This window comes from Nocardia aurea (assembly GCF_003123685.1).
GTDB classification, from domain to species: domain Bacteria; phylum Actinomycetota; class Actinomycetes; order Mycobacteriales; family Mycobacteriaceae; genus Nocardia; species Nocardia aurea.
Genome location: NZ_QCYJ01000029.1, coordinates 111068 through 133948, shown reverse-complemented (window position 1 = coordinate 133948; position 22881 = coordinate 111068). Strand labels below are relative to the sequence as shown.

The 22881-nt window shown below is 67.0% G+C and carries 18 protein-coding genes and 1 pseudogene; 5 read left to right on the top strand and 14 right to left on the bottom strand.

What is annotated here, in order from left to right; genetic code table 11:
• Positions 1–61 precede the first annotated feature (61 nt).
• A pseudogene (locus tag DAT37_RS46375) lies at positions 62–312 on the top strand (hypothetical protein); the annotation flags it as partial.
• Between the two features lie 206 nt (positions 313–518).
• Here DAT37_RS46375 and DAT37_RS11150 read toward each other — a convergent pair.
• From DAT37_RS11150 to DAT37_RS11115, 8 genes are read right to left on the bottom strand one after another with little or no spacing between them, the layout of a single operon-like run.
• Entirely contained in the window at positions 519–2009 is a 1491-nt protein-coding gene (locus DAT37_RS11150; protein ID WP_157978416.1) for a flavin-containing monooxygenase, read from the bottom strand.
• A 59-nt stretch (positions 2010–2068) separates the two neighbouring features.
• Positions 2069–2758 (bottom strand): FHA domain-containing protein, encoded by a 690-nt coding sequence (locus tag DAT37_RS11145; RefSeq protein ID WP_109524678.1) that lies wholly within the window; start codon positions 2756–2758, stop codon positions 2069–2071.
• Between the two features lie 3 nt (positions 2759–2761).
• Positions 2762–4048, bottom strand: coding sequence for a VWA domain-containing protein (locus DAT37_RS11140; protein ID WP_198654187.1), 1287 nt, complete (start codon positions 4046–4048; stop codon positions 2762–2764).
• A 22-nt stretch (positions 4049–4070) separates the two neighbouring features.
• Positions 4071–5372 carry a phosphatase gene (locus tag DAT37_RS11135; RefSeq protein WP_232839672.1) on the bottom strand — a complete coding sequence of 434 codons (1302 nt, stop codon included), beginning with the start codon at positions 5370–5372 and terminating at the stop codon, positions 4071–4073.
• A complete protein-coding gene (locus DAT37_RS11130; RefSeq protein ID WP_109524676.1) occupies positions 5369–7750 on the bottom strand; it encodes a serine/threonine-protein kinase in 2382 nt (793 codons plus the stop codon). Before DAT37_RS11130 ends, DAT37_RS11135 begins: the two co-directional genes overlap by 4 nt.
• On the bottom strand, positions 7747–8925 hold the full coding sequence (locus DAT37_RS11125) for a hypothetical protein (RefSeq protein WP_109524675.1): 1179 nt from the start codon (positions 8923–8925) through the stop codon (positions 7747–7749). Before DAT37_RS11125 ends, DAT37_RS11130 begins: the two co-directional genes overlap by 4 nt.
• A 41-nt stretch (positions 8926–8966) precedes the next feature.
• Positions 8967–9932, bottom strand: a complete 966-nt coding sequence (locus DAT37_RS11120; protein WP_408637391.1) for a glutamate ABC transporter substrate-binding protein — start codon at positions 9930–9932, stop codon at positions 8967–8969.
• Positions 9929–11200, bottom strand: a complete 1272-nt coding sequence (locus DAT37_RS11115; protein ID WP_232839671.1) for a hypothetical protein — start codon at positions 11198–11200, stop codon at positions 9929–9931. The genes DAT37_RS11120 and DAT37_RS11115 overlap by 4 nt, the downstream gene beginning before the upstream one ends.
• Before the next feature lie 936 nt (positions 11201–12136).
• Here DAT37_RS11115 and DAT37_RS11105 point away from each other — a divergent pair.
• Together DAT37_RS11105 and DAT37_RS11090 are read left to right on the top strand one after the other, a co-directional pair.
• A complete protein-coding gene (locus DAT37_RS11105) occupies positions 12137–12904 on the top strand; it encodes a hypothetical protein (protein WP_109524673.1) in 768 nt (255 codons plus the stop codon).
• Between the two features lie 1060 nt (positions 12905–13964).
• The gene (locus DAT37_RS11090) at positions 13965–14879 is read left to right on the top strand and encodes a hypothetical protein (RefSeq protein WP_109524671.1); all 915 of its coding nucleotides are present in this window, start codon (positions 13965–13967) and stop codon (positions 14877–14879) included.
• 259 nt (positions 14880–15138) lie between these two features.
• On the opposite strand, the gene DAT37_RS11085 is transcribed toward DAT37_RS11090, so the two are convergent.
• From DAT37_RS11085 to DAT37_RS11070, 4 genes are all read right to left on the bottom strand, one after another.
• Positions 15139–15771 carry a HEAT repeat domain-containing protein gene (locus DAT37_RS11085; protein ID WP_109524670.1) on the bottom strand — a complete coding sequence of 211 codons (633 nt, stop codon included), beginning with the start codon at positions 15769–15771 and terminating at the stop codon, positions 15139–15141.
• 57 nt (positions 15772–15828) lie between these two features.
• Positions 15829–16902 (bottom strand): ketopantoate reductase family protein, encoded by a 1074-nt coding sequence (locus DAT37_RS11080; RefSeq protein WP_109524669.1) that lies wholly within the window; start codon positions 16900–16902, stop codon positions 15829–15831.
• A 79-nt stretch (positions 16903–16981) separates the two neighbouring features.
• Positions 16982–17422 (bottom strand): nuclear transport factor 2 family protein, encoded by a 441-nt coding sequence (locus tag DAT37_RS11075; protein ID WP_109524794.1) that lies wholly within the window; start codon positions 17420–17422, stop codon positions 16982–16984.
• Between the two features lie 11 nt (positions 17423–17433).
• Positions 17434–18918, bottom strand: coding sequence for an aldehyde dehydrogenase family protein (locus DAT37_RS11070; RefSeq protein ID WP_109524793.1), 1485 nt, complete (start codon positions 18916–18918; stop codon positions 17434–17436).
• 211 nt (positions 18919–19129) lie between these two features.
• On the opposite strand from DAT37_RS11070, the gene DAT37_RS11065 reads away from it, so the two are divergent.
• Together DAT37_RS11065 and DAT37_RS11060 are read left to right on the top strand one after the other, a co-directional pair.
• Positions 19130–19807: a TetR/AcrR family transcriptional regulator gene (locus DAT37_RS11065; RefSeq protein WP_157978415.1), complete on the top strand. Its 678-nt coding sequence runs from the start codon at positions 19130–19132 to the stop codon at positions 19805–19807.
• A 116-nt stretch (positions 19808–19923) separates the two neighbouring features.
• Entirely contained in the window at positions 19924–20763 is an 840-nt protein-coding gene (locus tag DAT37_RS11060) for an enoyl-CoA hydratase/isomerase family protein (RefSeq protein ID WP_109524667.1), read from the top strand.
• A 67-nt stretch (positions 20764–20830) separates the two neighbouring features.
• Here DAT37_RS11060 and DAT37_RS11055 read toward each other — a convergent pair whose 3' ends face one another.
• Both DAT37_RS11055 and DAT37_RS11050 read right to left on the bottom strand, forming a co-directional pair.
• Positions 20831–21931 carry an AraC family transcriptional regulator gene (locus tag DAT37_RS11055; protein WP_109524666.1) on the bottom strand — a complete coding sequence of 367 codons (1101 nt, stop codon included), beginning with the start codon at positions 21929–21931 and terminating at the stop codon, positions 20831–20833.
• Between the two features lie 129 nt (positions 21932–22060).
• Entirely contained in the window at positions 22061–22708 is a 648-nt protein-coding gene (locus DAT37_RS11050; RefSeq protein ID WP_109524792.1) for a pentapeptide repeat-containing protein, read from the bottom strand.
• Between the last annotated feature and the right edge of the window lie 173 nt (positions 22709–22881).

The window sequence follows — 22881 nt, the reverse complement described above, 5'->3', positions numbered from 1 at the left end:
CCCGCCGATTCCGGCGTCGCCCTGGCAGGCGTTGTCCAGGAGCTGCACAGCGCGCTATGTGTCGCTGGGGGTTTCGCGGTTGCGGTGGCTCTCGACCGGGCCGGTACAAGCTGGCGTTTCTGCGCGGGCTGGGCGCGGAGCGCCTTGGAAATGTCGGTGTTGCCCGCCGAGCGGCGCCGGTTCCTGGCCGTGATGGGCCGTCGGCTGACTCCGCAAGCACTCGAACGCCGCGATCCGCAGCGCCGGTATCCGATCCTGCTCACTGTGCTGGCCCAGTCCGGCACCGATGTGCTCGATGAAGTTCTTCGTCTGCGAACACCCCCGTCGCCACGAACTCTCACCCTCCAGCACGCCGATCAACATCATCGGCAAGCCAAACACCAACCAACCCGACCCGCACGCTGAAGGTGGAAACTGCCTACCGGCAGGGCATTACGTCATATCCGTTGTTTTTCGCGCGGTTACTACCGGGACCCCTGATCGAGCCGGGCCGAACGACCCGCGATCGATCGGCCCCGCTACTCGCTGCGCGCGGGCAGAGCCGTGAGCGTGTAATCCCCGGCACGGGCGCGGCGGGCGGAGCGGCGGTACTCGCTCATGAAACCGTGCCAGTTGTGGACGTCACGTCCGGCACCGTCCCGGTACCAACTGCGGCAGCCGGAGTTCCACACGGTCGGTTGATTCATGCGCCGCACCAACTTCCGCGAATACGCGTCGAACGACCCGGCCTTCACTTCCAGGCTGCTCGGTCGCGCCGCGGCGGCGGCCAGACCGATCGCCGTGCGAATGTGTTCGGCCTGCGTTTCGAGCATGTAGACGATCGAGCCCGAGCCGAGGTTGGTATTGGGTCCGTAGACCAGGAAGAAATTCGGAAATCCCGGTACCGAGATGCCGAGGAATGCCCTCGCGCCGTCACTCCATCGCTCGGGCAGTGATATCCCGTCGCGGCCGGTCACCGTCAGCGTGGAGACGAACGTGTCGGTCTCGAATCCGGTGGCGCAGATGATCACGTCCACCTCGTGATGAGCGTCGGCGGTGCGGATACCGCCGGTGTCTACGGCGGTGATCGGGGCGGTCTCCAAGCGGACATCGTCGCGGTTGAAGCAGGCGTGGTACGTGCTCGAGATCAAGATCCGCTTGCAGCCCGCCCGGTAATCGGGTGTCAACGCCTGTCGGGTCGACGGATCGGTGACGGTGTGGGCCAATACAGCCGCGTGTCGGCGCTCGAACAGCCGCATGACACGAGGCCATTTCCAGAACGCGGCGGTGACCAGCTCGAACCCGACCCACAGCGTCTTCTCGACCAGCCGTCGCAGGATCGGGGCACGCCGATACAGCCGATGCAGGCCGGGCGAATAGGTGCGGTCGGCCTTGGGGAACACGTAGGGCGCGGACCGCTGGAACACCGTGACGTGCGCGGCGGTCTCGACGATTTCCGGGACCACCTGGATCGCGCTCGCCCCGGTCCCGATCACCGCCACTCGCCGACCGGTCAGGTTCGGGTCCGTCGGCCACCGCGCGGTGTGCAATACCGCTCCCTGGAAATCGGCCAGGCCCGGGATGTCCGGAAGGGCGGGCACACTCAGTTGCCCGGTCGCGCAGACGACGAAATCGAAACGCGACGTCTGCCCGTCCTGGAATTCGAGCAGCCAGTCCCGGCCGGTCCAGGACGCCGCCATGACGGTCGTGCCGAGCGAGAGATGCGGCAGCAGACCCGCATCGATCACACAGTCGTACAGATACCGCTGGATCTGCGCGCCGTCGGCGAATCGGCGTGCCCAGGCGTATCGCGGACCATTCGAATAGCTGTAGACATGTGATGGCGCGTCGCAGGCCACGCCCGGGTACCGGTTGGCGCTCCACGTTCCGCCCACCTCGTCGCGAGCGTCGAACACGACGAGATTTCGGTAGCCGTCGGCGGCCAGCGCACGCGCGGCACCCAGACCACCGAATCCCGCACCGATCACCGCGATACGGGCATCTCGGTCATACCCGGCGTGTTCGGTCACCACATGAGGCTGGCAGTGCCCGGGGACGCTGTCAAGAAGGCCGGTCGGTTCGCTCCGGGTCAGCCGGGTTCGGTGGACAGGGTGATCGTGGTCCACGCGCCCAGGTGGATCCGGTCGCCGCTGCGCAGCGGGAACGGGGTATCGGCGGGGATCAGGTCGTCGCTGCCGTTGAGACTGGTGCCATTGGTGGAGCCGAGATCGGTGATCGTCAGCGCCGTTGGGGTCAGGCGCAGCATCGCGTGAGTCCGCGAAACTCCCGCGTCGGCGGGCGCGAGGCCCAGATCGATATCGGGTTGCACGCCCTGCGAGACGCTCCGTTTGCCGATGAGGATATCGGTGCCGCGCAATGTGATTCGTCGCTGCGGATAGTAGGTCGGGAAATCGACGCGGTCGGCGTCGGGACCTTCGCGCGCCACCACCCGATCGTAGAAGTCGCGGTCGGCGTCGATGGTCGCCACCCATGCGATGCGGCGGACTTCGGTCACTGTCGCGGCCGGGTGCTCGGGCTCGGTGGCCGGTTCGGGTTCCCGGCCCACTACCGTCGGCGGTGCTTCGGGGACCGGAAGTTGCGGCTCACCGGGCACACCGAGCGCCGAATCGTGGCCGCAGGCTTCACAGAACCGGCCGCCGCTGGGTTGGCGGCACGACGGGCACAGCGCCACACCGGCGGCGGCCCCCTCGATCGGCGAACCGCACACATCGCAGTAGTCGGTGGCCAGCGAGCGATGCCCGTCCGGGCAGGTAACCATGTCTCACCCCTCCTTGCGGACCCGTTTCGTCTTCGTCGAACGGGCATTGAGGGCCATCTCGTCGGCCGCGTTCACCGAAGCGCGAAGGCGCACCGTGCCATTGTGCTCGTCCACTTCCACCACGCCGCGCAGCAGTTTCGCCGTGCTCTCGTTACCCGATTCCGCCGCGAGTTCCACCGCGCGGCGCAATTTCGCGGTCGCGGTCTCCGCATCGCCGGAATTGCGCGCCGCCAACCCTTCCTGCACGGCCTGCGCCAATTCGGCCTGACCGGTGTAGTGCGCGACCCGTCTGCTGATCCGGGCCGACAGATCGGTCTCGGTGGTCCACACCGCGCGCACCAGACCCTGACCGACCACCTCCTCACCCGCGACCACGCTGACCCGCGCCGCCAACTTCTCGCGGCCGGGCGCGGCCGGTTCCACCCGGATCTGCACGTGGTAGTCACGTTCCTCGGCGCCCCACGCGCCCAACGGGTACTCCCCGATCTGCCCGCCAGCCTCGGTGCGGCGGGCGGTGAGATCCTCGATCGTCGGCGCGACCTGTTTCACGAAACGAACCGCGGCCCCCGCCGGAGTCCACACGCGCAACGTGAGTTCCGGGATCGCCTTGGCCATCGACGACCGCGCCATCGCCGCGAAATCCTCGGCCAGGCGACCGGGATCGGCGACGATGTCCACGGTGCCGTGCAGAGCGGAGGCGATGGCGCGCAATTCCTCCACCCGCCAGTCGGTGCCGACGCCGCGGCAGTCGCAGGTGAACGCGCCCTCGGACTGCTGGATCTCCGCGGCGAGCGCCGCGGGTTCCTCGTGCTCGTTCTTGCCGTCGGTCAGCAGGATGGCGTGCACCATCGCGCCCTCGTGCTTGCGGGCCAGTTGCCTGGCCAGACCCAGCCACGTGCCCATCGCGGTGCCGCCGTTGGGACGCAACAGGTCCAGATGACGGCGCGCCTGCGCGCGGGTCTCGCGACTGGCCGGCACCGACGGCATATCGGTCGGGTAGATCAACTTCGCCATCGATGTGCCCTGCACGATCGCGAAGCGGGTGCCGTCGGGCAGCACGTCGAGCGCGGCCATCGTGGCGGTGCGGGCGCCGTCGAATTTCGCCCCCACACCCATCGACCCCGAGCAGTCGATGATCAGGATCTCCACGCGCTCCTGCGGTCGGCCGGTCGTGACGAAATCGGCGCCGGTCTCGATGGTGACCACGGCGTCCACCGTGCTCGCGCCGTCGGCCAAATACTCGTTCTGGTCAACGGCGACCGAAACGCCGTTTTCCGCAACAGAACTCACAGTCCTTCTCCTGGCTGGTCGATCACGAAACGGGAGCCAACGCGACCGTGATGTTGTCGCTGCCGCCGCAACGCAGCGCGAACTCCACCAGTCGGCGGGCCACATCCATACGGTCGGCGCCGGTGGTCAGCGCCGCCAGATCCGCCGCGTCCGGGCGGTAGTTCCACAGGCCGTCGCTGCACAACAGCAGTACACCGGGGCCGCCGGTGCGGAAGGTCCGCACACAGCTGTCCGACCACGGTTTCGGTCCCGAGTCGGCCCCGAGCCACCGCAGCAGCGTGTGCGCACGCGGATCCCTCATCGCCGCTTCCTCGTCCATCGCGCCCGCGTCCACCAGCGCCTGCGCGTAGGAATCGTCGACGGTGAGCCGTTGCGACGCGATCACCCACCCGGAACCCGAGGACGAAACGTCCTGGTTGAGCCAATACGCTCTGCTGTCACCGACATTGGCGACGGTGATCTCCGCGGTGTCGGTCCCGTAGCCGCGCAGGATCGCCGACACATACGTGCACGAGGGCGCGTGCCCCTCCCGCACCGCGACCGCGCGCACCGCCCGCGCCGCGCCCGCCAGTCCCGCGAACGCCGCCTCGGCGGGCGTGCGCCCCTCGGCGAGAGCGGCGAGCACGGCGTCCACACCCGCGCGCGACGCCGCACCGGAGGCCGCCTGCGGATCCTCCGACGTCGACACCCCGTCGCAGACCGCGATCACCGTGAACTCGGGCCCGCCGTCGGCTGCGTCGACCACCGCCGCGGCGACCGAATCCTCGTTGCGCGCATGCGAGAGACCCCGGTCCGTGACCACCGACACCGCGCCCAGATCGGCTTCGAACCGGTCGGGCTGCGGCCGCAGTTGACCGCAGCCGCGGCAGTAGCCGTCGGCGTCGTAGAGCCCACCGCCGCAACTGTCGCAATCGGCTTCGGAGGGCGATTCGGACCGGGGCAGCGCGATGCGGCGCGCGCCCAGTTCGCGACCGCAGGATTCGCAGAACCGATCGGCGGCGGCCACCACCGAATCACAGCCGGGACAGCGGGGACCCGACTTCACCTGCGGCCGAGCCGCGGTGGTCGCACTCGGTTCGATACTCAGGGTCGGGTTCACGAGAACACTTTCGACGGTCGTCGGTTCGGGCGGTTCGATCGGCGGCTTCGCGGTCGGCGGCGGAGCCGGGGGGATCCGGGTGATCGGAGGTTCCTCCCTGGATTTCGCCCACCCGCCACCCGTGCGATCACCGCCGACGCGACGTGGCGGGCGCGGTGAATCGAAGGGCAAGGTCGGCGCGTCGGGCACGCTGCGGTCCTCGTCGGGGGCGCGGTCAGGGCTCACAGGGTCGTCCTCGGCCGAACGGCGTTGGCGCGGTCGACCAATTCGATCCGAGTCCACATGTCGCCCGCCTCCCTGGCCAGATCGCGATAGCACCGTTCCAGACCGGTGCGCACACCTTCCCGATCCAACCCCACCTCGAGCAGTGGCGCATCGTCGCCGGGTGCTCCGCCCGCCTCCAGCCACGACAGGGCCGCCTCGAGAACACGCATCCTGACCTGCGCGCCACGACGTTTGGAATCGATCGCGAGACGTTGCACGCGGTTCCCGGCCTCGCGCAACACCGCCTCGTTCAAGGTGGTCGGACCACGTCCGGCCAGTATCGCGTCCACCGCGGCGATGCGGGCCTCGGTGTACAGCGCGGAGGCCGGTTCGACCTGATCCAGTGCCGTCACCGCGTCCTCTCGCCTGCCGCCCATCCCGTGCAGGCGGGCCAGGCCGAAGACCGCGCTGACGAAACCGCGATCGGTCCGCCACACCGTGTCGTAGAAACCGGTGGCCCTGCCCGCATCCCCCACCCCGCGATCCTGACCGTCGGTCGCCGCGGTCGCCAGTTCCGCGACCGCGGCCAAGGCGAGTTTCGGCGCGGGCTCGCCGGGCAACGCGCGGTAGACGGTCTCGAATTCGGTATAGCAGCCGGGGAAATCGCGGCGGAGCAGCAGCGCTTGGGCGCGGTACCACGACAGTCGCCAGTCACCGGGGATGGTTTCGGCGAGGAGGTCGATCCGGCGTATCGCATCCTCGGGATCACCGACCTCGAGCGCCGCGCGCACCAGTCGCAACGGGATCTCCATCGATTCCGCGCGGCCGGTCACCACCGCGCGCAAACCGGCCTCGAACGCCGGTTCCAGCTCCGCGGGCGAGGTTCCCGCGGTCGTCGCGAGTAGTGCCGCACCCGTATCGCCGGGGTCGATCAGCGGCACCGGCAGCGCCGCGACCACGTCGGCGGGTAGCACCGCGCCGCCGACGCCGAAGACGGCGCGCGGTGGCCCGAAGAACGCCGACATGCCGGGTCTCGGCCGACCGTCCTCGGCCGCCAGCACCTCGCGCAGCACACCGGTGAGCTGGTCGGCCAGCTCCTCCATCGAGGCGAAGCGCGCCTCGGGATCGGGATCGGTCGCGCGCAGCAGCAGCCGGTACAGCGAATCGTGGGTGGCCAGCAGCGGTTCGGTGTCGGGGCCGGGCAACTCGCCGAAATGCCCGTCCCGCTGCGGCACCCGCATCGTCAACACGGCCAGCGTGCGCCCGACGGTGTAGACCTCGGTGGCGACGGTCGGTCCGGTGTGCGCGATCTCGGGCGCCTGGTAGCCGACGGTGCCGTAGATGGCGCTGCTCTCGTCGTCCATCGAGATCACCGCGCCCAGATCGATCAACTTCAACTGCTCGTCGGTCTGCATGACGTTGTCCGGCTTGAAATCGCAGTAGGCGAGGCCGAGCGAGTGCAGGTAGCCCAGCGCGGGCAGCATCTCCAGGATGTAGGCGATGGCCTGGGCGGGCGGCAGCGAACCACCGTCGGGTTCGCGGCGGTCGCGCAGGATCTGTTTGAGCGAGGTGCCGCCGACGTACTCCATCACGATGTAGCCCACCGCGACGCCGTCCGAACCGAGATGTTCGACGAAATTGAGGATCTTGACGATGCTCGGGTGCTCGACCTCGGCGAGGAAGCGCCGTTCCGCCACCGCGGCCGCCATGGCGTCGACATCCCCGGAATTGAGCAGACCTTTCAAGACCACCCAGCGATTGCCGACATTGCGGTCGGTGGCCAGATAGATCCAGCCCAGACCACCGTGTGCCAGACATCCGGCGACCTCGTACTGTCCGCCGACCAGATCACCGCGCGACAGTTTCGGCGCGAAGGAGAACCGGGTGCCGCAGTGCGGGCAGAACCCTTCGGCACGCCCCGGCTGCCCGTCGCGACTGCGGCCGACGGGACGTTCGCATTTGCCGCAGAACCGCTTCGACTCGGCGACCTGCGGATCGGCCATGATCGCCGACACCGGATCGACACGGGGAACCCGGGGCACGTCGACCATGCCCGCGCCCAGATGCCCGCGCGCGCTCGATTTCGACGACGACGAACGCCCGGTGCGCACCGAGGACCGCGTGCTCGCGGTCGCCTTGGATATCGGGGCGGCCGCGGTGGTGACGGTCGCCGTCGCGGGCGGACCGGGTGCGGTACCGCAGGTGTCGCAGTAGCCGTCGGAAATCGTGCCCCCGCAGTCCGGTTCGGCGCATCGGCCATCCCCGGCGGTCGCGGTGGCAGCGGTCACGCTCGATTCGGCGGGCGCACCCGCCGACGTCGCGGCAGCGGGTGCGGTTCCGCAGACCACGCAATATCCGTCCTCCACGACGCCCGCGCACCCGGGCTCGGCACAGGTCATGACTTCCTCCCCGATTTCTCCCCGATCGACTGCTGGTAGTCGGCGATCGCCCGGGTCGCGGCCGCCAGATCACACGGGCGTTGCGACAACAATCGCTCAGCGTTCGCGTAGGCGTCCAGCAGATCACCGTCCTCGCCGACGCCGAGTCGCGTCGCCTTGGCCCGGTAGGCGACCAGACGACCGCGCAGTTCCTCGCGCCGATCCAGCAGACCCTGATACAACTCGACGTCGGCCGCCGCGCGCACCGCCGCCTCCGCGATACGCGCGCGCAGCGCCAGCAGGTCCGCGGCGGCGCCCGATCGTGGCGCCAGCGTCTCCAGTTCCGCGCCGAGCGGCGCGGAAGAATTTGACGCGGGCGGCAGCGCACCGGTCCGGATCCTCGCCACGACCTCTGCTCTGGCGCGGGCGGCCCGCGCGTCCATGTCGCGCAGCGCCTCCCACTGTGCTCGGGTGGTCACGACGGCGGCGGGCCAGTTCGCCACCATCGCGGCACGTTCGGACAGACGCGCCGATTCACGGCGCAGTTCCGCGTCCAACGCGCCCACGCGCGCGGTGATCTCGTCGGCGGTGAGCGCGAGCGGGTCGGTAGCCGAACGTCGCAGCAGGTCGGCGATACCGGATTCGATCACCGGAAGTTCCCCCGGTGCGACTCCCACCCGGTCGAGCCGATCCTGGATGGGCGCGAGCCCGGACATGACACGGGTGTTCACCGTGTCCACCGCGTCGAGGAATTCGGCGATGCGCGGAAACGTGTGGCGCATGCGGTCCAAGGTATCGGCGAGTCCGACGAACAGCACGGATTCGCTCGGGCCGGTCAGCGAACGCTGCGCCATCGGAATCGGGGTGCGCGAGATCTCGTGCGGGCGGCCGCGCAGCGTTCGGGTCAGCTCGGCGCGGACATTCTCGTCGAGGCGTGAACGCGTACCGCGCATCTCACGCGCCGATTCCAGAATGACCCGCATCCGTCCGTAGTCCTGCCACATCAGGTCGAGTGCCTCGCGCACCGGTGCCCAGCGTTGCTCGGTCAGCCCGGTCGGCGGGAACCGGCGGATCAGAGTCAATCCCCGGTGTTTGTCCAGTTCCAGCAATGTCGCGGTGATTCTCGTGAATTCATCTGTGCGATAGGATAATTCGATATCGATTTCGGCGAGTGTGAGGATCGGTCCGGTCACCATGTGCACCGGGTCCGATCCGCCGCGGTAGGCAAGGGCCCGCCTCAATCCGAATACCGGGGAGCGGGCGGGGCCTGGGCGGGGCCGAGCACACCGAGCCGCTCGTTGTAGATCCGCTGCCAAGTACCGTCGACTCGAATCCGCTCCAGGACTCCGTTGACGAAGCGGACCAGATCCGGGGTGTCCTTGGCCACGCCGACCACGTAAGCCTCGCTACCGATCGAATCGCCGACCATCTCCAGATTTCGATCCTGGGCTTTGAGACCGAGCAGAATCGTGTCGTCACTGCTGATGGCGTCGACATCTCCTTGTTGCAGCGCCGCCAGGCAGTCGGTCCAGTTGGTCACGCCGATCACCGTCACCTCGACAGGGAGGGAGAACAAGCGGGCCGCGGAGGTGGCCCCCTTCACGACACAGACACGTTTGCCGCCCAGATCGTCCTTGGAACGGATGGTGGAGCCTTTCGGCACCAGAATGCGCTGTGTCGCGCGGTAATAGACGGCGGAGAAGTCGATCTCACGGCGACGCTCGCAGGTCGCGGAGAAGGTGTGGACGATGAGATCGACCTCCTTCTCCCGCAGCGAGGTCATGCGTTCGGCCGCGGTAACCGAACGCAATTCGATCTTGTCCGGATCCCCGAACAGGGCACGGGCGATCTCGCGGGCGATATCGATGTCGAAACCCTCTAGCTGGCCGGTGGCCGGGTTGCGGAAACCGAACAGATAGGTGTCCTGGTCGACACCTATCCGGACTCTGCCGTTGGCCACGATCGCTGCCATAGCCGACCCCGACGGCATCGCCCCCGGACTCGGCAACGCGCCGGGGCGCAGTGTGGCCTCGGCGTCGCAATCGGACGCCGACTGGGGCGGAGCTGTGATCTCGGTGAATTCGTGCGGCACCGGCTTCACCGCCGTGGCGGAAAGCGGTTCGGGAGCAGATGTACCGGCACCGCATCCGGCGATCAACAGACATACTGCGGCAAGTGCGGCGCGCATCGGCCTGCGGTTCACAGAAACTCCTTCAGCCGGGGCCAGAGGCCGACGACGATGGCGGCGGCCGCGGCGAGCATGAGTAGCAGAGTCACCGCTGGAGTCCAGCTCAGTGCGGCGCCCGCGTCATCGACCCCCTCGCGCAGATCGTCTCGGATGCGAACGAGGTCCGTGTCGAGTGTCTTGTCCACCAAGGCGAATCGGGACGCCGAACTCTCGGGTGCCGCGCCGATGGCTTGAGACAGAGCGGCGTTGAAATTCGCAGCCCGGTACGCTTCGATCTGACGCCGGTGAGCCTCGGTCCAGTCGGTAACACTCGTTTCGGCGGATGAACCGGTGCCGAGCACGGTGACGACCCGATCGCGCAGTTGCGCGATATGAGCGGCGTAACTCTCCTCGCCCGGAGCGATGTCGCCTCGGGTGATGAGTTGTAGGGTTTCGTCGGTTCGTGCCTGCTGAGCCAGAATCCGCGCCTCGGCGAGGGTCTGGAATTGTCTGCTCGCCCCGGAGTCGTCGTTGTCCAGCGCTGCCGCCGCGATCGTTGTGGCGGCGACGACCCACACCAGTGCCAATGCGGTCGCGCCCGCGGCGGCGGCGAGGCCGGGGTTGATCCATCGATTGGTGCGTCGCAGCAACAGCACCGACCCGCCGCCGCAGGCCGACAACACCAGCAGCAGCAATCCGATGGTGCCCAGCGGTAGGGCCGCGATATGACGCTGGTCCTCGTGTACCGCGGCGAATCTGTCCGCGCTCAACTCCTCGGCGTTCTTCAGCAGCGAATCCTGCATCAGCGCCGAGGCTTCGCGCAGATACGCCGAGCCCACCGGGTAACCCTGCCGATTGTTGGCCCGCGCGGTCTCCACCAGACCGGTGAAGGCAGGCAACTCAGCCGAGATCCGCGCGACGATCGACCTCGTCTCGGCATCCGAAGCGCCCGCGGTCGCTTCGGCGAGCGCTGCCGCTGCGTCGGCGAGTGCCTGCTGATAACGCGCGCGCACGGCCGGGGTCTCGATCCCGCCGGACAGGAACGCTTCCGCGGCGGCGGCATCGGCGGCCGAGAGCGCCACGTAGAGGCGTTGCGCGGCGAACGCGAGCGGTTCGGTCTGTTCGAGTACCTGTTCGTGCCGGGAGACCTTGCCGCCCAGCTGATTCGCCCCCGTGAATCCTGCCAGCAGGCACAACAACACCGAAACGATCACCAGCGCGCTGATCAGACCGGGCGTCGTACCGGCGAAGCGCCGCAACCATGCCGCACCGTGGCGCATGGTCGCAGGCAGCTGTGGTCCCACACCGTCCCCCTTCGATCACCGGCGGAGTATCCGACCGCGATAGTACGGGAGTTCTGACACTCTTTTGCAGCGCATACCCCTCGTATTCGGTGTCTGATCACCCGACTGACACCGCTCCGTCTGTCCTTGCAGCACGCGAACTGCTTGCCGCAGGGTTGGGCGGGCGTCGATGAACGTTCCGCTGATCTCGCCGTTGACTCCGGATGCGACCGCTTCGACCGTGAGCGGCCCGAGTGTCAGGCCGACCGTGCACCCGCCCTCCCGGCGATCGAATTGCACCTTCCCGCCCCGCCCCGTGAACAGCGATGGGCCTACGGATTCGGAACTGCGAAGACGGTGGATCCGGTCTCGGCCCGATCGGCTGATGTCGGAGACGCTCGAGTCCGTGGCGAAGGACGCGGCGGACACGAAGAGGCTGGCCGAGCAGTTGCCGGATCAGGCGAACGAGCAGTGCAGATCGACGTGCCCCGAGACACGAACTCCTCGTTCGACCCGCAGATCGTGCGCAAGCGGCAGCGGCGTTCGACCAGGGGCGACGCGATGCGCGAGCGTGGGAATGCCTGTGCTGTCGCGCCGCCGGACTGCTGCACCCGATCGACCCGCACACTGTGGATCTCAGGAGATCACTCACCTTCGCGCTGTGCCCGGTCGGCCCGCTCGAACAACGCGCGGACGCGTGTCTCGGCCTCGGCGATCTCGGCGGCGGTGGGTTCAGCGCTGTCCCCGCCGCGTCCCCGCGCGGCTTGGTCTGCGTGACGCCGGATCTTGGCTTCGGCCTCGGGTGCCCATCGGGCGACCGAAGCGCCGGGTCGAGTAGCAGGGCGGACGCAAAGTGTCAGGAGCGGGAAGTGCTTACTGTAGACGTGAGATAGGCGATCCACGGCGACCGGTCGGCTCAGCTGGGATTCCATGGTTGAGAGAAACGGTATCGGTGCGATGGGTTTCTACGACTGCAGTTGCATGATCACCGGCGTCAGTCTGCACGAGGACGCCTCCCTGGTCGTGCTACGACGCATCGGCCAGAACTACCTGCCGATCACGGTGGGCATCACAGGCACCTATGACCGACTCGGCGGCATCGACGGCGTCCACGAGGACCTCAACACCGAGCTTGTTCTGCGCTACTTCTCCGACCGGTATCGCGACGGCAGGTTCTTCGCCAAAGACCAGACCAGCACATTCGACGGCGACTCACTCACCTCTGACAGCCACATCGAGGACCTGTTGCAGCTCATCGAGCGCACGCACGTCGCGATCGCCGACGAGATCCATGACAACGGCATCTATTCCGCATCGACCGTGCTGGACGGCGACATGGTCGTCTTCGCGTTGATCGCGCAGCCTATCTGGGATGCCATCGCTGATGCGGCCTGCGAACCGGATCAGCCAGTGGATCGCCGATTCGAGCGACTGTTCGGCCCCGCATCGACGGCCGCGCACATCTATGATGGTCGACTGCCGGAACTCGTCACTGCTCTCGACCAGCTGGCCGCCGTCAACGACTTCATCGAAGCTCACGGACTGCGCTGGGCTCCCGCACCTGAACCGTCGCAGCGGTACCCGACCGACTACGGCTGCCAACACGGTGACGAGATCAAGGAATTGCTCGACCGAGCAAAACATGACTACCAGGATGAGCCGGTTATCCTGACCGGCCTGGCCCGCTACCAACAGCAGCTGATCGACCGGCAAAGACTCGACTGATGCGACGGCGCCGCCGACATCGGAACTCGGTCATCATCGACCATGACGAAAGTCGGTGATCGCGACCAGGCTCACACCCGGGCCGACCGGTTTGTTCACCGAGACGGTTCGAGCGTTGGGGCATTCAAGCGGTGTGGCACGTCCGACGCGCGCAGACCAGCGGCTGTCATGTGCCCACGACGACCCCTGGGTACTGACCGATGAAGCGTCCGCCTTCGACTCGTTGGTAGCCGATTTGTTGGGTGTCGACGATGCCCCTACGGGCAGACACAAATGCAGGACATGGAAAACGGTGACGGCAAGGACGCGACCGCACCCTCCCCCGCCGTTCACCACTGGACGGTGGGTTCGACGTGCGTGGCGATCGTCGCGACCGGCTACCTGATCGCCGGGCTGCTGTACGAGCGGGAGCCGGAGTCGACGACCGCACCGATCACCCCCACCACTACGGAGCCGCCGGAACCGGCCGAATATTCGTATGTCACTCCGCCGGTGACATTTCCGGTGTGGATCGGTCACTGGTATTCCAGCCGATCCTCGACGACCCCACGGAGGACAAGAGGTTCGGCGGTTGGACCGACGCACGCGCCACGCTGCTGCGCGGCGACGCCGCGATGCCACGGTCGCGCACCCACCTATGCAGTTCGATGTGGTCATATGCCTTGTCGGCGTGCAACTTCGCCGGTCGACGGCGGCGGGGACCGCGTCGGGACCGCACCGCCGGAATCGCTCGAACCAGCGGCCGCAGCGCTTCATGCCGACGAGCGTACGAGCGTGAAATCCGTGTATCACTCCGCCAGCGGATTCCGATTTGCGTTGTGTGAGTGATCAGATCGACGGACCGTCGCATTCCGGAGCCGGATCGGAATCGGAGGGGGATCGGTTCAGCGGCGGAAAAGCGACAGCGGGCCGAGCGAGCCCGGTACAGGCGCCGGACTTCAGCCGATGGCCGCCGATTCCGGTGATGGAGCAACCGGACGCCGAGATGGTGGGTACACCGGAGTGCATCGCACTGTTGAAGGCCATCGTTGGACGGCGAGCTCGGATACATGCTTGGCTGGTGCGCTCGACGTACTCGGTCTTGATCGTCCTGATGACCGCGATGTGTGTGTTGCGGCAGTACGAAATCGCCATCGTGGTGGCCACGATGGCCGCCTTCCCGGTGTTTCTGCGGCTGCTGGGGAAGGGGCCGTTGGCTCGGTCGTACCTGGCCGTGATCCCGCCGGACGGGCAGACACTGAGCATGCGCATCGGCCAGGAAGCGTTCGAACTGCAAGACACCAACTACCGAGCGCGCTTCCTGCACAACCGCTTCCGTGCGATCACGGTGGAGCCGACTTCGATCGCACTGCGCACGAGAAATACCGAGATCGCGTTTCCGCGGCAATTGTTCCCGGACACATCGATCGACTACCTTCGCGCCCGACTCGCAGGGCGCGAAACGGTCGCGACTGTGCCGCCGCTACCCCCGCTCCCGTCGCTGGATCGGCCGACTGCCACGGTAACCGCAGGACCCCACACCGCCGCACAGCTGGCCTGGGCGGTCACCTGGCGAAGAGCCCGGCAGTCGACTCACACCGATGCCGCCGTCGCCGCGATACTCATACTGGTCGTCGGTGTGATCGCGGACAGACAAGGGCTGGCCGCCGTCACTATCGGGGCCGGCATGATCATCCTTGTCACAGCGGCCGCCCGCGTGAGCACCGCAGCGGTCGGCTTCGCCCGACTACGACGAAGATTCACGAACTACGCCGCCGATGGCGACCTGCTCGCCACCCGATTCGGCTCCGACGCGGTCGACATACGAACCCCCGCGTTCTACGGCCACGTGCGTTACGACAGAATCACCGAACTGACCATCTGCCCTCACGCGGTGCTCATGAACCACGATGGACGCGCCACGGTCAATCCGCGCGAATTGTTCCCCGACCACGCGATAGCTCACATGCGTGCCGCCAACCCGCAACTGCTCTGAGCAGCCGATCGCACCACCGCGTCGACGTTCTCTCCGAATTTCGAGCCACATTGCCGTGGTACGCATACGCTCATACCGCATCTGGCCTGGGATTCGGCGGTATCGTAGGTTATGGATGCACGCCCAGGCATCGACACACCGCCCTGATGGCGCGGGTACCGCTGCCTCGCTATCGGACGAGCCATCAGCCAATGTGTAGGTCGCCGCCCGCCATGCCGATTACCGCGCTCGGACGCTGCGGTGATCGGGTTCCAGTCAGCTACAGGACGCTGAAATGGTTTCCGTAACGACCATTCAGGGCTTCGGTTGCGGCTTCGGCGATGATCTGGCGGTCGTCTTGCGAGCATCGGATCAGAAACCCCCGCACGCGAGGCCCGGACCAACCGGCTGCTGCGACCACCGGCCAGTACGGCAGGTACTTCTGGTTGCGATCAGAAAAGTTGGCCTCGGTGTAGTCGAGGACATCGTCGATCGCGGTGTGGGAGAATTTCAGTCGCAGCATCGCGACCCCGCGCAGCGCGCCGTCAGCGAGATGTTCGACATCTTGCCTCAGGCACCACAAGGCGGGGGCAGGGTCGTCGTCGACCTCACGACCGAGGCGGACGATGGCGTCGCCGAGAGCGGTGTTGACCGCCGTTGCCGACCGAGGCTGTAGCGCCAGGCTTTTCAACAGTTCGACGTCCCCGCGACTGCCAGTCGTTCCCAGGGCCATGATCAGTTGGTACTGCGTCTCCCAGGTACGTTTGTCCAGCACTTCGCGTTCCAGTGCGGTGCGGACCTGGGGCGCTGTAGTCGGGTCCGCGAGCGCGCGCAGTCGTTTCGCGCCGCGTCGCCGCCGCGCCGAGCGCGAGTCGGTCAGTAGCGACAATGCCTCATCGCGTGTCAGCGTCATCCTGTGCGGCCTCACCGTGCTTCATTCTTTACCCGTGGCGTGATAGTCCCCGATTTTTCAGGGCTCCGGCTCACTCCGCGCCGCGGCAGGGCGACCACTCGCCGTGGGTGTGATCTCGTCGGCTGCGTCGAGGCGTTGGAGCAGCGCTGTCAGGGCTTTCATCGGCTTGCCCTGGCGGCGTCCGGATTCGAGGCATTCACGCAACGAGTCGATGTCTTGGTGGCGAACCTTGCCACCGTGATGGAAACGGTTGAACGCCTGATAATCCAGTGGACGATAGCCTTTTTCGGCGCCGGTGTGGATGGCTCGGGTGACGCGGGGCCCCATGACGATCGCCATGAGTTTGCCGCGCCAGCCGTGCTCGGGCAGGGCCGCGATTTCGCGTTGAGCGCGACAAGCGAGCTTCCACAACGGTCTGTCGGCGGCCATGGTGGTGAAATCGGGCCACCCGGCCAGATCGCAGGCGGCATAGACCGCAAACCCGACGGTCGAGAACAGTTTGTCCATCTGCGGGCTCGTCAGCGCGCAGCGCGACACGCCGCAGCGGTCGTAGAGGGCCGCGAAGGCCTTCGCCGCGACCGGGTCGGTGGTGTCGAGTCGGAAGCCGACCCGGTTTCCGGGGTGGCGGTAGGCCACCGCCGATTCCCGGACCTGGTCGCGGTCGGCCGGAGGATGTACCGGAAGATCCGCCGAACCCTGATGAGCGAGCAGCCCGACGAATCCGTGCAGCACTCGCTCGGCCGCGATTCCCAGTGTGCGCACATGATGTTCGCGCACTCCGAGTCCGAAACCGCACATGATCACCGTGGTCTTGTCGGGGGCGATGAACTCACCGATCGCGCGCAGGGTGTCCTGCCCGTGTGGGGTGCGAGCGGTGTGGCCGTCGAAGGTGATCACGACGAAGTCGAACCCGCCTGCACCCAGTTCGGTGACGCTCTCGACCACCCGGTAGCCGGTGAAGGTCGCGAGCGAGGCGTCGTCGTAGCAGTACAACCGCGTCGGCGGCGCGGCCCGCGCCGCAGTACCCGGGCGCACCAGGAACGTTATCTCGGCCCCGGCGAGGTCGAGGTGGTATCCGACCGACAACCCCGTCGCCCCGGCACCGACGATCAATATCGCAGGACCCGTCATCGCCACATTCCTTCGCGCGGATACCGACGCCTGGCGGTGAACCTCACCCGGACGCTGCCGGAGGCTCGGCGGGCTCCGATCACGAGGTCGCCGCCGAATCGGTCCTGGGTGAGTTGATGAACCAGACATTCTCTTCGCGCAGGTTCCGGCTGCGCCAGCCTTGCGGTGTCCGCACCAACTCGTGGTGGTAGTAGCCGCCGCAGTAACTGAGTTCCGACATGCCCGGCAACTGCATGGGGTTGTAGAACATCGCGCGCACATCGGCGTTGTCACCGTCGATATCGGTCTCGATATTGGTGATGTAGTGCATCGACATGGGGATGGCGGCAAAGCCGACACTGAGTAACTCGGTGACTTCGTCGCGGGGTCCGGCCATCGCCCCGGCCGAGGAGTAGTCGATGTAGGCGTCGTCGGTGAACACCGACCGGTACAGCTCCCAGTCCTTGGTGTCGACGGCACGCGCGTAGCGGTGCAGTAGGGCCTGTATCTCGAGTTCGTCGCTGATCCGTCGGGTGTCCATGGCGTTCTCTTTCATGCGGGCATGCCGATGGTCTTGGCTTCCAGATACTCTCGGTAGCCCTCGTCGCCGTTGCGTCGGCCGAGCCCGCTCTGTTTGGTGCCGCCGAACGGGCTGGTGATGCCGAAGTGGCTCTTGCCGTTGATGGTCACGTTGCCGGTGCGCATCCGGGTGGCGATCGCGAACGCGCGCTCGACATCGCCGCCGGACACCTCGCCGGAGAGCCCGTAGATCGAATTGTTGGCGATCGCCACGGCTTCGTCGTCGGTGTCGTACGGGGTGACGGTGAGTACCGGGCCGAAGATCTCCTCCTGGGAGATCCGGGCGTCGGGGTCGACGTCGGCCAACAGTGTGGGCTGGGTGTAGTAGCCCGTCGGCAGGTTCTCGGGGATGCCGCCGCCGGTGATCAGCCGGGCCCCGGAGTCGATGCCGTCCTTGATCAGACCGAGCACCTTGCGGCGCTGGGTCTCACTGATCTGCGGGCCCTGCATGACGCCGGGAGTCCACGGATCACCGACCGGGAACCCTTCCATCATCGACTTCAGGATTTCCAGACCTTCGTCGTAGCGACTGCGAGGCAACAGGATCCGACTGGGCAGGATGCAGGACTGCCCCGACATGACGCACGCCATCATCGCCGCCATCGGCAGCGCGGCGTTGAAGTCGGCGTCGTCGAGCACGATGTGCGCGGACTTTCCGCCCAGTTCCAGCAGGGTCTTCTTCACCGTCGCCGCGCCCGCGGCCAGGATCGCCCGCCCGGTCGCGGTGGACCCGGTGAAGGTGATCATGTCCACCCGCGGATCCGCCGAAAGAGCGGCGCCGACCTCGTTGGCGTCGGATACCACGACATTGAACACACCCGCGGGGATATCGGTCTCCTCCGCCACGATCCGCCCGTACTCGCTACCGGACCACGGGGTCAGCTGAGCCGGTTTGAGCACCACGGTGTTTCCGGCCATCAGCGCGGGCACCGTCTCGGCGATATTGAGATAGAACGGCACGTTCCACGGTGTGATCGCCCCGACCACACCGGTCGCCTCGTAGTGGATCCTGCGCCGCGCCGGACCCAACTGTGTCGGATGAATCCCGGTGTCGACCAGGTATTCGAAGTTCTTGCCGTGCTCGGCCCAGTGCTTCACCTCTTCGATGGGGCTCTCGATCTGCGACCTGCTCACCGTCACCGGACAACCGACCTCGGTGACCAATATCCGGCGCAGCCGCTCGGCGTTGCGCTCCAACGCCTCGTGCAACTGGATCAGGCAGTGGTAGCGGAAATCGAGATCTCGCGACCAATCGGTCTCGTCGAAAGCACGCCGCGCCGCCCCGACCGCACGCGCCATATCGGCCACCGATCCGTCGGTCGCCCGGCCCGCCACCTGCTCGCACGCCGGGTCGACGACCTCGAAGAACGCACCGCTGTCGCTGTGGCACAGCTCGCCGTCGATCAGCATCCGCTCCTCACCCGCCAGTACACCGGATTCGGTCTGCACGTCTGTCATGTCCGACTTCCCTTCGAGCGTTCCGGCCGCGACCCGGCACATCCGTTGTGCCGGCGACCTTTCGAGCAGCGTAGAACAGGCGGGACTTGAAATGAACCTGATTCATGAAAATCTGCCGGAGTTCATCGCGAGAGCTGACCGTTCGGGGTATGGTCCTCCGGGTATGTGCGGCGCGTGTGACGCCGCGTCGCTGTCCCGAAGGAGGTGTGTGGTGCCAGGTGCCACCGAGGTGAACTCCGCGAGTTCATCGGACGCCGAGCCGGACGCGCCCCCGTCGCCTCGTGAGGAGCGGCGTCGTCTGAGGCTGGAGATGACCAGGACGCAGGTGCTCGACGTGGCCGAACGCGCGTTCGCGACCGTGGGGTTCCACAACACCACCATCAAATCGATCGCCGAACAGTGCGAGATCGCGGTCGGGACCATCTACACACTGTTCGACGACAAGGACAGTGTCTTCGAAGCGGTCCTGCGTCGGCGCGGCGCGATCGTGCACGGTTTGACTCTGGCCAGAGCAGCCGAGCCCGGACCGGCCGACCTCACATTGGTCGCGGTGGCCGAATTGCATGTGCGGTTCTTTCGTGAGCACCCGGACTGGGCCGGACTCGCGTCGGCGCTGGGCTCCGAAGTTCGTGCCACACCATCGAACGCCGGACCGTCACGCCTCTACGAGTCCGGCCACCGAGTTGTCTGCGACGACCTCGCCGCGGTGATCGCCCGAGGACAACACGAAGGCCGTATCCGCGACGGCAACCCGCGCGCGCTGGCTCTGGTCTTTCTCGGAATGCTGGAAACCTTCCACCGCCTCGACAACACCGGTGCTCGCGCCGACCAGCCGGACTACACCCTCGCCGAATTCCTCGACCTCGTCCGCGCGGCATTCAGCTCGTAGCCCGCTCTCCCGGAGCGAATTTCGGCCATCTCGGCGGGCAGCCCGCGCGAGTCAGGTCCACCGACCACGACGATGCGATCGTCGCAGCCACGATGACCGCCCTTCGAAGGAGATTCATGTCCGACGCACCCCGACCGGACGCGGGCGCCCCGCGGCCTCCCTCCGGCGACTGGCTCGGCACGCCGTTTCTCAGGTTCACCCGCGAGAAACCTTTCGCCGTCTGCGCATTGGACCGCCCCGAGGCGCGCAACGCCATGTCGCCCGCCATGTACTTCGGCATCGGCTACGCGGTCAATCACGTCGCGGCCGATGACGATCTCGCCGGCCTGATCATCACCGGCACCGGCGACGTCTTCTCCCCCGGCGGCGACTTGGGCGGCGGCGGAGCCGACCAATGGGTCGACTTCGGAGCGACCCTGTCGATGGACGCCGTCCTGCCCTTCGACACACTGCGCACCTCTACCAAACCGGTGGTCGCCGCGGTCAACGGCCTCTGCCAGGGCGGCGGACTGATGATCGCGATGTGCAGCGATATCGCCGTGGTCAGCGACCGCGCCACCTTCCGCGTGCCCGAACTCTTCCGAGGCATCGCCGACACCTACTACAGCCACATGCTCGCGCGCATCATCGGACCGATCCGCACCCGCGACCTCATGCTCACCGGCCGGGTCCTGTCCGCCCGGGAAGCCCTCGACTGGGGCATGATCGCCCGCGTGGTGCCGCACGAGGAATTGATGGACACGGCCCGCGACGTACTCGCGCAATGCGCCCGGACAGCGCCGATCGCCCGCGGCGTCGTCAAAGCCAGCCTGGACAACTACCTGGGCCTCAACGACCGCATCGGAATGCGCTCCAGCCTGCGCGCACCGGAGGTCTCCGAAGGATTCCGGGCTTTCAAAGAGCGGCGATCACCCGACTGGGTGCACCCCGACCTGCGGGTGGACGGTCGCCTCTAGGCATCGTCGGCGGACGCCGGGCCGCTGATCCGGTGCGGAAACGGCACGGGGAGCGTCTGCTCCCCGATCAGCGAGCCGCCATCGACCCCGCCGCGCGACGGGTCGCCACAGCCTCGCGTCGGGCCCGCGACGCCGCCGGTATCCGGTAGCCGATATCGGCGGCGCGCATCCGGAATTCCTGTGGCGGGCATCCTTTCCAGCGCCGGAACGCGCGAATGAAGGAGGCGGCCTCCGCGTAACCCAGGCGGGCGGCCAGTTGTTCGGTGGTCATATCGGTGTGGGTGAGCAGTTCCTCGGACAGGGTCTGGCGTACCTCGTCGAGCAGGGCACGGAACGAGGTGCCCTCGTGATTGAGTCTGCGCGACAGCGTGCGTGGACTCATGAACATCTCCGAGGCGACCGCGATCTGGTCCGGGATCGCGCCCGGATCGCGAATGAGCAGATCGCGCACCGATCCCGCGACACCCGTGCGGACGTGGCGGCGCGCCAACATGTCCCGGCACAGTTGCTCGCACGCCGCCCGCGCCCATTCGCTCGGACGCGGTAGCGGCAGGTCGACGTACATGCGGTCGAAAACCACCATGGTGCGGCGCGCGCCGAATACCGGCGTCACGCCGAATACCTGGCGGTGGATCGCGGTGCTCGCGGGCGCGGGATGCTGGAATTCGATGCGGGCCAACGGGATGTCGGCGGAGAACAGTTCCCGGCCGATCGTCCGGATGCCGGCGAGCGCCCGCTCGGTGAGGAAGGTCCGCAACTCCGGCGGGATCTCGGAATCGTCGAGATACAGGCGGGCCTCGCCCGCTCCCTCCTCGAAGGTCAATCTCCCGAACACGAACGCCGCGTCGAGATAGCGTCGCGCCACTTCGATCACCTCGCGCACCGTCCGGCTGCTGAGCATGGCCAGCCCCCACGGTCCGGCCAGCGAAAGGTGCGAGCGACTGCCCGCCAGCGCGCCCAGACCCGGTTCCCGACCGCACCGCCGCACCAGATTCCGCACGATCCGCAATTCCTGGCGGGCGGTGATCTCGGCCGAGGAACCTGTCAGCGAGTCACGCGACAGACCTGTTCCCTCCAGGCTTTCCGGCACGGCAATTCCGCGTTCTTCGGCGAGCCCGAGCAGAATATGGGCGCTGGAGGTACGGCGGCGAAGATCCCAGTCGAACATGAACCCGCAATTCCGATCGAACGTATACCAGACGGATTGGCGCAACCTATCAACGACCGGACCACCGCAAGTGTGAAACGACAAACTTTCGACCGCTCGGGATCGTTGCCGCGTGGTCGCGGTACCCGCTCAGGAGTCGGAAACGATGATTCCCGTCGCCCGTGCGAACGCGGGCGCAAGGTCCATCAATTGCAGGGTCGTGATGGTCGCGCCGCGCAGCGCGTCGATACCGTCGGCGATATCGATTCCGACAGCGCCGCGCAGATCCACTTTTGTCAATCGGGCGTTGTTCAGCAGCACCCCGTCGATCCGGGTGCCGTCGAAGGTCACCTCGGTCAGTTTCGCGCCGCCGAAATCGGTATCGCGCAGCACGCAGTCGACGAACGCGACCTCGCGCAATGTCGCCGAACGCAGATTGACCGATTCGATTTTGCATCCTTCGAAGCGGACCCGCCGCAGGACCGCACCGCCCGCGTCGACGCCGACCAGCGCGCCCGCGACGATCTCGGCGTCCTGCCACACGGTGTCGGCGAGTTCGGTCCCCACCCAGCGCACATCGCGCAACCAGACGTCGTGGAACCGGGTGTGGCGCATACTGCCACGATTCATCGCGAAATCGGTGAGGGCGGATTCGACGAAGCGCGCGTTGCCGATATCCGCGTCGGCGATATCCACACCGGTCAGATGTGTGCGGTCGTAATCGCCCTCGGCCCGCAGGTCGTCCTCGAACGGCTCCAGCCGCCGCGCCCACGGCAGGTCGGTGAGATCACGAGGCACGATCGGCTCCCCCGACCCGGTTTCCCCGATACGAACGGTCTCGGCTACCCATCCGATGAACGCTAGCGACACCCACCGACAGCTTTCGAAGCACGGGCCGCTTTTCCGTGCGGAAACAAGATCGTTAGCCTGGGAAATGGATTGACGGGATTCGAGGTTCTCCCGTACGACCC